Source organism: Thermoflexus sp. (genome assembly GCF_042408365.1).
Taxonomy (GTDB): domain Bacteria; phylum Chloroflexota; class Anaerolineae; order Thermoflexales; family Thermoflexaceae; genus Thermoflexus.
Genome location: NZ_JBHOQJ010000195.1, coordinates 17,690 through 27,271, shown reverse-complemented (window position 1 = coordinate 27,271; position 9,582 = coordinate 17,690). Strand labels below are relative to the sequence as shown.

Genomic DNA, 9,582 nt, shown 5'->3' with positions numbered 1-9,582 from the left:
CCATCACGATCCAGGAACACGGCGCGCATCCGGCAAAGGCTCCTCATGTAGGATCGGCACCGCGGTCCACGTGTTCTCCCACGTCCGCCGCAGCACCGTGGTGATGGTGTGTTGAAGGATCAAATGGATATCCTCGATCTGTTCCATGCAGGTGTTGGGGACAATCAAGCAGAGATCCACCAGCTCCCGCAGCTTCCCGCCTTGAAAACCCGTGAGGCCGATGGTGAACGCCCCGGCCTCACGGGCAACGCGGACCGCCTCCAGGACGTTGGGGGAGTTCCCGCTCCCGCTGATGGCGATCAATAGATCCCCGGGCCGCACCAACGGGCGGAGCTGCTCGGCGAACACGTAGCGATACTCGGTGTCATTCGCCCAGGCGGTGAGCAGGGGGATGTTATCGGTAAGGGCCACGACGCGTACCATGGGTGCGCTGGGCCGCCGGGTGCCTTTCGCCAAGTCGCAGGCGAAATGGGACGCCGTGGCGGCGCTGCCTCCGTTCCCGCAGAGAAAGATCGTATGGCCATCCCGTGCCGTGGTCTCGATCTGAGCGATGACTTGAAGCAGCGTATCGTGGGGCAACGCGGTCAGCGCGCGATGGATGCCGTCGAAATACTCCTCGATCCATTGAGTCCACATGGTCTCATTCCACCCGGAAGACCTGCACGCCCTGATCGTCGAAGGCCACATCCATCGGTTTCAGCTCCATGTCCGTCATCGCCTTCGTGACGGCTTCCATGGCGTGTTCTGGACAGTAAAGAAGGAGAAAGCCGCCCCCTCCGGCGCCCGTGATCTTGCCGCCGATCGCCCCTGCCTCCCGCGCGGCGGCATAGCACCGGTCGATGAAATCGTTGGAGATCGAAGCGGCCAGCCCTCGCTTCAGAGCCCAGGCCTCGTGGAGCAAGCGCCCAAAGCCATCGAGGTCCCCTACCGTCAGCCGTTCCTCCATGTCCTCCGCCAGGGCTTTCAATAAATGGAGCCGCCGCAGCACCTGCGGGTCCTCTTCCGCCGTCGCTCGCTGCTGGGTTTTCAGAATGGTCGAGGAAGGGCGGGCTTGCCCGGTGTAGAACAGCCGCAGCCGGCGCTCCAACGCCTGACGGACTTCCGGGGCGATCGGAACCCGCTCCACGGCCACCCCGCCCGCCTCGAACCGGATCCGGTTCAGGCCTCCGAAGGCCGCTGCGTATTGATCCTGCTTACCCACCGGCATCCCCAGGCGCTCGATCTCGATCTGACAGGCCAGCTCGGCGATCTCCGCCCGCGAAAGGGACCAGCCGCTCCAGGCCGCCAGGGCAGCGATCATCGCAACCGCCAGGCTTCCTGAGGAACCCAGGCCGGTGCCTGGAGGAACTTGGGCGGCGATGAAGAGATCGATTCCGCCAGGGTTCCCAAAGGCCTCCAGAATGGCCCGGGGCAGGGAGAGGTTCCCATCCCACATCGCATCCCGGTCCGGCGCGTATTGATGGAACAGGCTGTAGTTCGCCGAGATCAAGTGGGCTGCCCGGGGCGCTGGGGATAAGATGGTGTAAACGTAACGGTTCAGGGTGGCGCTGAGCACCTGACCGCCATAGCGTGTGAAATAGGCGGGAAGATCGGTACCTCCTCCGGCGAAGCTGATCCGGACCGGCGCGCGGGCGATGAGCAGCATAGGTCATGGGTCTCCGGGAAGCGATCTTGTACGGCTTTCAAGATAAGGGGGAGGGGTTGGGTGAGGATAAATAGATGGTTAGGAAAACGTTCCTCCCGGAGGAAGGCGGGCCGGGAAACGAGAGCTCCGTTCTGGCAGTAGGGCATTCCTTTGGCGTGCCACGCTGCCCCCAAAAAGACTTAGATCTCTCTGTAGCCTTTGGGCCGTGGGGAGGAGAGATCGAGGGGGATGGAGCCCTTCCGCCCCTTTGTGCAGCTCTGAACGGAATCGCTACATTCAGAAAGGAGATTTTGGCCAGGCGAGGTTCACCAAGATGCTGGACGGCGGGGACTAGGGAGGAAGGTGGATGGTCCTCCCCGCTTCCGGACCTGGGAGCTACAGGGGGATGGGAGAAGCAGATGATCGGTTGGGGCTGGCTCGGATGCTTTCGGCCATGAGATTGCGGGAAAGGGAGGCCAGGAGGATCAGAATGGCAAACCGCGCGCTCGATTGGCTGGCTCAGGCTTTCCATGATCTGAACCATGCCCGGCATGCTCTAGAGGATGGGGGTTACGAGTGGGCTTGCTTTGCAGCCATCAAGCGGCCGAAAAGGCCGTGGAAGGATCGCTTCTCGTCCTGGGAGGGGAAGGGTGGGGACATCCCATCACCCATTTGTTGAAGGATGCCGGGCATTGGGTTCTAGTTCCGGAGGATTTGATCCGGATGGTTCAGCGTCTGGATAAGCATTACATTCCCTCCCGGTATCCAAACGGATTCGACGTGGGGACGCCACAGGATTATTACACTGCGCCGGAAGCCCAGGAGGCCATTCATGGCGCGCAGCGCATTTACAAATTTTGCCAGCAGCAGGCTCATCGATCGGGAAGCCGTTCTTGAAGCTCTGCCCCGTTGTGCCAAACAGCTGAGGGATCGATGCAGCGAGGTGGTGGCCGTGTATTTATTCGGATCCTTCGCAACCGGTCGGGCTACCCCTCGGAGCGATGCAGATCTCGTGGTCGAGATCGCTTCCGAGGATCCAAAGCTTCGGGAGAAGGTTCGGGATCAGGCGTTGGAAAGCTCCCCGGACGCACCGGTTCCGGTGGAGATATTCGTGCAATCCACCCGGCAGCTGGAGGAAGGCAAGCGAAGCGGGCGCGGCGTTGCGGGTGCCGTCGCCCGGGAAGGCATCCACCTGGCGTGAAAATGTCCGCTACGGTTCCCCCCACACAACCATGAGGGTCGGCCGCCCTGTTTCGTTCCAGTCGCCCGTATCCGAGGACACGAAGTATTTGCCGCTGTGATACCCAGCGTCGGCGGAATACATGGCCAGGCGCAGGGGCTGGCCGGCCGCGTATGCCTGGGCCACGGCATAAGTCACATCCCAGCGGTAAGGGACCCCGGGCCACCCCGGCCAGCTCGTCACCGGGTAGACCCACGTTCCTCCAATGTTTTCCACGGCCAGCGGCGCATTGTTCCAGGTGAGATTCTGATCGTCCCAATCCTGACTTACCGTGAGCACCTGGATCCACGAGGGCGGGGGATTCGGCCCGGCGTTCCCCACCAGGTGGAGGGTCAGCGTGGCGGATAGGATCACCTTGCCGCGCGGCACTGCCTCCAAGGGGAAGGTGACATAGTATCTCGAAAAGCACGGCCAGTCCGCGATATCGATCTGGTTCTGGATGTTGAAGTCGCTCCGCTCCGGGTTGTAAAACCCCTCTGAGGTTTCCCCCCATTGGGTCCAGAGATCCCGTCCTTCTCCGCACACGGTGTAACCGCCAACGGCGGCGTCCTTCACCACCGCGCCGTTAAGGCGGTGGCGGACCGTGACCGTGCCCGCCGGCCGGGCCGGGGGCGGCGTATAACCCGGCAGGCCGAAACGCAAGCGGCCCCACGTGGATGGGGCATCCGGGTTCATCCGTTCCGGCCACGGGGTCGCTGGGATCGGAGCGCCTGCGGCATCGTCCCGATCGTGGATCATCAGGCCCAGCCCCCAAATCGTTCCCTCGGGGGGTGGGCCGGAGCGGCCCAGGCTGGCGAAGGGGATGCGGAAAGTCATCGCCCAGCCCCGATCATCCCCATCGTCGTTCAGCCGTTCACCCCGCCAACCCGCTACCGCGGTGAACGGGATCGACGCCAGAGCCCAGCCGGAGCCCGTGCCTCGATAAGCCGCCTGATAGCGCCCGGAGGTGTCAGCGTTGCTTAATCCCCCCACGAAACGATAACTGGAACCCGTGGGCGCGCTCCCGACGTTGCCGTCCAGATGGAGCAGCACGGTCACCGCATCCCAGGCGGTGAGCGTGGCAGGGGAGGGGGAGGTCGTAAACCACAGGCGACGGTCAATGACCGCCACGTAAACGATCAACTCTGAGTCCGTGTAGGCCACGCGGACATCCGCGTAATTGGCCGTTGGAGTCACTTTCCCGAACCAGAAGATGGCCATCCGGGGGAACTCGTTGCCGAGCGGACCGCTCAGGCGAGGGGCGTTCACCTGGCGGCCTAGGGAAGGACCCCAGTTCCGAAAGACCGCTGGGAGATAAACGGTGAACGTGCTGCCTGAGGCAGAGGAGATTACGGGGGAGAGCGTTTGACCTGCCGGCCACCCGGTCATCTGTTCCTCGGATCTCCCTCCTTCCCCAGCGCTCAGAATCAGCGCGAGCAGAAGCACACCCGCAATGGATCCGCGCATGACACCCTCCAATCCGGTTACTGGACGATGCACGGCCGCATGAGCTCGGCTTAAAGAGGCCGTATCCAACGATTATCAAACCACGCAAACCAAATTCTAACCGGTGGTCACCGAACGGTCAAGCAGACTTCGGCCGCGTCACATGGGTCATCCGTACGGCTCAAAGGGCCGTGGGGAGGAGAAATCCATAGGGTAGGGCCGGTTGCTTGGCCCGAACGATATGACTACTGAAAAGCCCTGGCGGCGATCCAGAGGGGGTTTACAATAGTTGTGCATTCAGATCGGAGGAGTAACATAGATAACGAGCGCGCATCGCTAACATATTCGGAGAATCCAATGAACGCTCGCATTCGCCCCCCTCGCCATATCGTTTGGAGCACCGACTCCATCGATTTATCCGATCCTTTTCAACGTCGGTGGTATATCCGCCAGGTTCTATTGCATGGGCGAGCGGAGGACATCCGAGCCCTGGATCTCGATGAGGTGGAGGCTTTGTTGGACGATCTCGATCTTCCACCCGACCTTTATGCCTTCTGGAAGATGTTCCTGGAACAGCGCTATGTTGAAAGGTAAAGGCTTGCTCCAGCCTCTGCAAAGACGATTCTTGGCCCTCTGGGCCAACCTGCCCGACCAGGACCAGTTTTATTTAACCGGTGGAACCGCGCTGGCTGAATTCTATATCGGTCACCGGATTTCGTTTGATCTGGATTTCTTCACAACGGAGGGGCAGCTGATCCTGCCGATCTCCCGACAGGTAGAAGCTATGGCTGCGGCCGAGGGGCTGCAAATTTCCGTTGTGCGTCGGTTCGCTTCATTGGTGGAACTGCTCGTTGCGGATGGGGAAGAGACACTGCGGGTAGAACTGGCTTTGGATTCGCCATATCGCCTGGCGCCGACCGTCCTCTCCGAATACGGTGTCCAGGTGAACGGTTGGCTGGATCTGGCGGTGGACAAGCTGCTGGCCTATTATGGTCGGGCTGAACCGCGGGATGCGGTGGATTTATTTTTCATCCTTCAACGAGAACCAGTGGAGAGGTTGTTGGAGCTGGCATCTCGAAAGGATCCCGGCTTTGACCTTTACTGGTTTGCCGTCGCGTTGAATCGGGCCGCCGGCTTTCCGGATCACGCCGACGGTTGGCCGGTGAAAATGATCCTGCCTCTCGATCCTCCGGAGATCAAGCGTTCGTTTCAAAGGCTGGCGATGGACCTGATGAGCCGGATCACTCGACCAGATCAGGGACAATCATAAGCCCGCTTCCTGCAACCGAAGAGGAGGAGTTATGCTTTATCGCGATTACCGTGACGTTCCAGCCGAAGCGGTCGGGGAGGGGATCACCATCCGCTGGGTGATTGGGAAGCCCCAGGGGGCGCCCCATTTCGCGATGCGGGTCATCGAATTCGCCCCAGGGGCCATCTTCCCTCCTCATCAGCACCCTTACGAGCACGAGATTTTCGTCTTGGAGGGAGAAGGAGTTGCCGAGGGGCCGGAGGGGGAAGTTCCCATGCGGCCCGGCGTGGCCCTCTACATCCCTCCAAACGAGCCCCACGGCTACCGCAACACCGGCCCCGGCCCCTTGCGCTTTATTTGTGTGATCCCTCATCCGGAGGAGTCGAGCACGTCCGGATGAGATATGGTGGGAGGTTCGCGCCAGCGAGGCGTCGTGATTTGTGCCGATTGGAAATCGGCCTTTATGAGGCGTTACGCGCCAGGCGTCAATCTTGCACATCTATTTCACTGCCCCGCAAAAACCTCCGCAGCCAAACGCGCACGTCCTCAGGCGAGGGAAGGTGCCCCAGCGCAGACCTTAGCGGGAACCGCTCTCCCACCCCGATCGGGATCCCGCCCCGGCGGCGGACAACGGCGAAGGCCTCCTCATCCTTGTCGTCGTCGCCGAAGTAGACAGGCAGGGCGTTGGGATTGCGGATCTGATCAAGCACCCAGTCCACCGCCTGGCCCTTGTGGGCAGCGGCCGGCGCCACTTCTAAGAAGCGGTCGCCGGTCAATATGCGGAAGTGATGGGGGAGAAGCAGGGGCATTACAACAGCCCGCGCCGCCTCCAGCACGAGGTCGGCCTCGGCCGGTTCAGCCCAGCGCGCGTGGAGCGCGATCGCCAACCCTTTGTCCTCCAACAGAAACCCGCTGCGTCCCCAGGTGAGGCACTCCCACTCCGCTTTTACCTGCTCCACAACATGGCGAACCTGCGCCGGGTCCGCGCCCCGCACGATGGTCCTTCCCCCGCGGCGGATTTCCACCCCGTAAGTTCCAGCCAGCGTGAGCCCAGGCACGGGCAGCATGGCTTCCAACGCGGCCAGCGGGCGCCCGCTGAGGAGGATGGGGTCGAAAGTCGGGGCGCGCGCGAGGTCGGCCAACAGGCCCAGCAGCTCGCCGTCCGGCTGCGCCTCGGCGGGGGTGCGGGCGATCGGCACCAGCGTGCCGTCGTAGTCCAGGAACAGCACCAGGCGTCCCCCGGCCTGGAGATGCCCCAGGATACGCATCAGGATCTCCGATCCCCTCACCGTTCGAACCCCTCCAGGAACTCGGCGGCCCACCACCAGATGTCCTCCGCCCGGAGGCGGTCGCGCATCGCCTTCATCCGGCGGCGCTGTTCGGGCTTCGGCATCTGCAAGGCCTGCTTGAGCGCGGCGGCCATCTCCTCCGCGCTGTAAGGGTTGGTGATCAGCGCCTCGGGAAGCTGGTAGGCCACCCCCGCGAACTCGCTCAGGATGAGCACGCCATCCTCGTGGATGCGCGCGGCCACGTATTCTTTCGCCACCAGGTTCAGCCCGTCGCGCAGCGGCGTAACCAGGGCGATGTCGGCGGTGCGATAGTAGGCGACCAGCTCGGAGGACGGGAAGGCGCGGTGCAAGTAGCGGATCGGGATCCAGAGGCCGTCGCTGAAGCGCCCGTTGATGCGCCCGACGATTTCGTCAATCTCACGCTTCTTCTGCCGGTAGGCTTCCACGTCCAACCGCGAAGGCGTGACGATCTGGATCAGGCTGAACCTGCCACGCCATTCCGGCTCATGGTCGAGGAGATGCTCCACGCCCCGCAGGCGTTCGATAATGCCTTTGGTGTAATCCAGGCGTTCGACCCCGACGATCAACGCGCCGGGCCCCAGCGTCTCGCGCAGCTTCTGCACGCGCTGTTCCGTCCTTCGGGAGCGGGCCACGCGGTCGACGGCCGCGAAGTCGATCCCGATGGGGCGGGCGAGGACGCGCGTCGCGCGTCCGGCGTAGTGAACGGTTTCGCCGTCGGCGCGGGCGCCGAGGAGCTCCTCCACCGTTTCGATAAAATTCCGGGCGTATTCGGGGATGTGGAAGCCGAGGAGGTCGCAGGCCAAGAGGCCCTCCAAGATGGGCCGGCGCCAGGGGAGGGTGCGGAACACATCGACGGCCGGGAAGGGGATGTGCCAGAAGAAGAGGATCCGGGCCTTCGGCCGCTGCCTGCGGAGGAACAAGGGGACGCGGGCCAAATGGTAATCGTGCACCCAAATCGCATCCTCGTCCCCGGCCTCCTCCAGCACGGCCTGCGCGAACCGCTGATTGACCTGCTCGTACATCTCCCACTCGGCGCGGTCGTAACGCACCCGGCCCAGAAAATAGTGGCACAGCGGCCAGAGCGCGTTGTTTGAGAACCCCAGATAAAACAGCCGCACCTCCTCCGATGTCAACGGGAGATGGCGCAGCTCGAAGCGCGGATGGCGCACCGGGAGCGCATACCGCCCTGCCGGATCGCCCCACGCGATCCAGATCCCGCCTGTTTTCTCCATCAGGGGCAGCAGCGAGGTGACCAGCCCGCCCACCGTTCGCTCCGCTTTCACGCCGCCTCGGGTGAGGGACAGGCGATATGGCCCCCGGTTGGATACCAGCACCAGCCGGCCGGATCGCTTCATGCGGCCCCCTCAGCGGAGGTTGCCATCAGCTCCGCAAGCAACGGCTCGATGAGGCGCGCGAAAACGGTCGACCACGTGTAGGCCTGTCGCACCCGCCGGCGGAGGCGGTGGGACGGATCCTGCTCCGCCCACTCCAATATACGGGCCGCCACGTGCTCCGGCGGCTCGTCCGGCGCTATCCGATGGTACATGCCTTCGTCCAACCCTTCCATCACCGGCATCCATGTCGCGAAGATGGGTTTGTCCACCAACCCGGCTTCCAGCACCGGCATCCCAAAGCCTTCGCGGTGGCTCGGCATCAGCACCAGGTCGCAGATCCGGTACAGTTCGGCCACGTGGGACGGATCAAGCAACAAGGGGCGCGGGAGCCGCGATGTCCCCTCGTAGATGAAGATCGCTTCTTCCTCCAAATCCAGCGCACGGCGCAGCCCCCGCAGTTCGTCGCAATAGGCTTCGATGTCCCGCGCGTGGGGGTCGGGGGGGCCGGTCACCACCAGCCGGGGGCGGACCCCGGCGGCCTTAAGGGCGGCCGTCACGCGCAGGGCGTACTCGACGTTCTTCGCGCGGGTGATGCGGACGGGCATCAAGAGCACCAAATCCGCGGACAGCAGGCCGAACGCGTCGGCCAGGTGCCGCCCCACATCCGAAAGCCCCAGCAGGGCCGCCGGATCCACTCCGTTCGGGATGACGCGGATGCGCTCGCGGGGGCAGCCGAGGATGTCGGCCAGCAGGCGCTGGCGCTGCGGGGAGACCGCCACGTAGCGGAAGTCCGGCCGGAAGGTGCGCAGCAGATCCCATGGGGGTCCGAAGCGCTGCGGCGCGCCTGAGGTGGGGTTCACATACCGTGATACATCGTGGCACCAGACCACCAGGTGCCGCACCACGCCCTTGTCTTTCAAACGGTGCAGCGCGGCCGTCAGGGCCAGATTGAAGTGCATGGTCATCACGTTATGGGCGATGACCACATCGACGGATTCAAGGGCCTGGGCCAGCGCCGTTTCGATCTTTCCGGACAGCGCCCAAAACCCTGAGGGGAGTTCGCCGCCCCCGAACTCGGCGGGCGGAGAGGCAAGGAGCTGGGCCATCAGGGCCTGATTGGCCGGAGGCTCCGAATCGATTTCCGGGATGATGCGGATGCTTGCCCCCTTCGGCAGGCCCGCGGCGCCGCCGCGCCCGACCACGATATACGTGGGATATCCAGCGGCGATGAACAGCCGGGCATGTTCGGCCAGCACGGCTTCCACCCCGCCGACGACTGGAGGTGCGGTGTAATGGATGAGGGCCACGCGGGGGTTCCGGGCTTGCCGGTCATCCACCCATGTCCTCTGGCCTTCAGGCATCTTTTTCAAACCGTCAGGCAAGGTGCATATAATCAACTT

General features: G+C 63.4%; 10 protein-coding genes and 1 pseudogene. 5 read left to right on the top strand and 6 right to left on the bottom strand.

The genetic code is table 11. From position 1 onward, the window contains the following. Window positions 1-3: 3 nt before the first annotated feature. Both ACFMO5_RS09320 and ACFMO5_RS09315 read right to left on the bottom strand, forming a co-directional pair. Window positions 4-636, bottom strand: coding sequence for an SIS domain-containing protein (locus ACFMO5_RS09320; RefSeq protein WP_376792478.1), 633 nt, complete (start codon window positions 634-636; stop codon window positions 4-6). Window positions 637-640: 4 nt separating this feature from the next. Then, window positions 641-1,645, bottom strand: coding sequence for a GHMP kinase (locus tag ACFMO5_RS09315; protein ID WP_376792477.1), 1,005 nt, complete (start codon window positions 1,643-1,645; stop codon window positions 641-643). Window positions 1,646-1,991: 346 nt separating this feature from the next. Here ACFMO5_RS09315 and ACFMO5_RS09310 point away from each other — a divergent pair. Then, a pseudogene (locus tag ACFMO5_RS09310) lies at window positions 1,992-2,521 on the top strand (HEPN domain-containing protein). Then, the gene (locus tag ACFMO5_RS09305; protein WP_376792476.1) at window positions 2,457-2,825 is read left to right on the top strand and encodes a nucleotidyltransferase domain-containing protein; all 369 of its coding nucleotides are present in this window, start codon (window positions 2,457-2,459) and stop codon (window positions 2,823-2,825) included. Before ACFMO5_RS09310 ends, ACFMO5_RS09305 begins: the two are co-directional and overlap by 65 nt. Before the next feature lie 9 nt (window positions 2,826-2,834). Here the strand turns inward: ACFMO5_RS09305 and ACFMO5_RS09300 are convergent, their stop codons facing one another. Next, window positions 2,835-4,310 (bottom strand): DNRLRE domain-containing protein, encoded by a 1,476-nt coding sequence (locus ACFMO5_RS09300; RefSeq protein ID WP_376792475.1) that lies wholly within the window; start codon window positions 4,308-4,310, stop codon window positions 2,835-2,837. A gap of 336 nt (window positions 4,311-4,646) precedes the next feature. Here ACFMO5_RS09300 and ACFMO5_RS09295 point away from each other — a divergent pair, with 336 nt between their 5' ends. The 3 genes from ACFMO5_RS09295 to ACFMO5_RS09285 are packed head-to-tail and all read left to right on the top strand — an operon-like array spanning window position 4,647 to window position 5,938. Beyond that, entirely contained in the window at window positions 4,647-4,883 is a 237-nt protein-coding gene (locus tag ACFMO5_RS09295) for a hypothetical protein (RefSeq protein ID WP_376792474.1), read from the top strand. After that, a complete protein-coding gene (locus ACFMO5_RS09290) occupies window positions 4,870-5,559 on the top strand; it encodes a nucleotidyl transferase AbiEii/AbiGii toxin family protein (protein ID WP_376792473.1) in 690 nt (229 codons plus the stop codon). The genes ACFMO5_RS09295 and ACFMO5_RS09290 overlap by 14 nt, the downstream gene beginning before the upstream one ends. Window positions 5,560-5,590: 31 nt before the next feature. Then, complete coding sequence (locus tag ACFMO5_RS09285) at window positions 5,591-5,938, top strand: cupin domain-containing protein (protein WP_376792472.1); 348 nt, start codon at window positions 5,591-5,593, stop codon at window positions 5,936-5,938. A gap of 85 nt (window positions 5,939-6,023) precedes the next feature. Here the strand turns inward: ACFMO5_RS09285 and otsB are convergent, their stop codons facing one another. Genes otsB through ACFMO5_RS09270 form a run of 3 tightly spaced genes read right to left on the bottom strand, consistent with a single transcriptional unit; the run spans window position 6,024 to window position 9,519 of the window. After that, the gene (gene otsB, locus ACFMO5_RS09280; protein WP_376792471.1) at window positions 6,024-6,827 is read right to left on the bottom strand and encodes a trehalose-phosphatase; all 804 of its coding nucleotides are present in this window, start codon (window positions 6,825-6,827) and stop codon (window positions 6,024-6,026) included. Continuing rightward, window positions 6,824-8,203 (bottom strand): trehalose-6-phosphate synthase, encoded by a 1,380-nt coding sequence (locus ACFMO5_RS09275; protein ID WP_376792470.1) that lies wholly within the window; start codon window positions 8,201-8,203, stop codon window positions 6,824-6,826. Before ACFMO5_RS09275 ends, otsB begins: the two co-directional genes overlap by 4 nt. Continuing rightward, complete coding sequence (locus ACFMO5_RS09270; protein ID WP_376792469.1) at window positions 8,200-9,519, bottom strand: glycosyltransferase family 4 protein; 1,320 nt, start codon at window positions 9,517-9,519, stop codon at window positions 8,200-8,202. The genes ACFMO5_RS09275 and ACFMO5_RS09270 overlap by 4 nt, the downstream gene beginning before the upstream one ends. Window positions 9,520-9,582 lie beyond the last annotated feature (63 nt).

What these genes read in the sequence shown, in the direction of transcription:
- ACFMO5_RS09315 (WP_376792477.1), bottom strand. Translation starts at nt 1,645, where the DNA reads ATGCTGCTCATCGCCCGCGCGCCGGTCCGGATCAGCTTCGCCGGAGGA.
- ACFMO5_RS09295 (WP_376792474.1), top strand. Translation starts at nt 4,647, where the DNA reads ATGAACGCTCGCATTCGCCCCCCTCGCCATATCGTTTGGAGCACCGAC.
- ACFMO5_RS09285 (WP_376792472.1), top strand. Translation starts at nt 5,591, where the DNA reads ATGCTTTATCGCGATTACCGTGACGTTCCAGCCGAAGCGGTCGGGGAG.
- ACFMO5_RS09320 (WP_376792478.1), bottom strand. Translation starts at nt 636, where the DNA reads ATGTGGACTCAATGGATCGAGGAGTATTTCGACGGCATCCATCGCGCG.
- ACFMO5_RS09305 (WP_376792476.1), top strand. Translation starts at nt 2,457, where the DNA reads ATGGCGCGCAGCGCATTTACAAATTTTGCCAGCAGCAGGCTCATCGAT.
- ACFMO5_RS09290 (WP_376792473.1), top strand. Translation starts at nt 4,870, where the DNA reads ATGTTGAAAGGTAAAGGCTTGCTCCAGCCTCTGCAAAGACGATTCTTG.
- ACFMO5_RS09275 (WP_376792470.1), bottom strand. Translation starts at nt 8,203, where the DNA reads ATGAAGCGATCCGGCCGGCTGGTGCTGGTATCCAACCGGGGGCCATAT.
- ACFMO5_RS09300 (WP_376792475.1), bottom strand. Translation starts at nt 4,310, where the DNA reads ATGCGCGGATCCATTGCGGGTGTGCTTCTGCTCGCGCTGATTCTGAGC.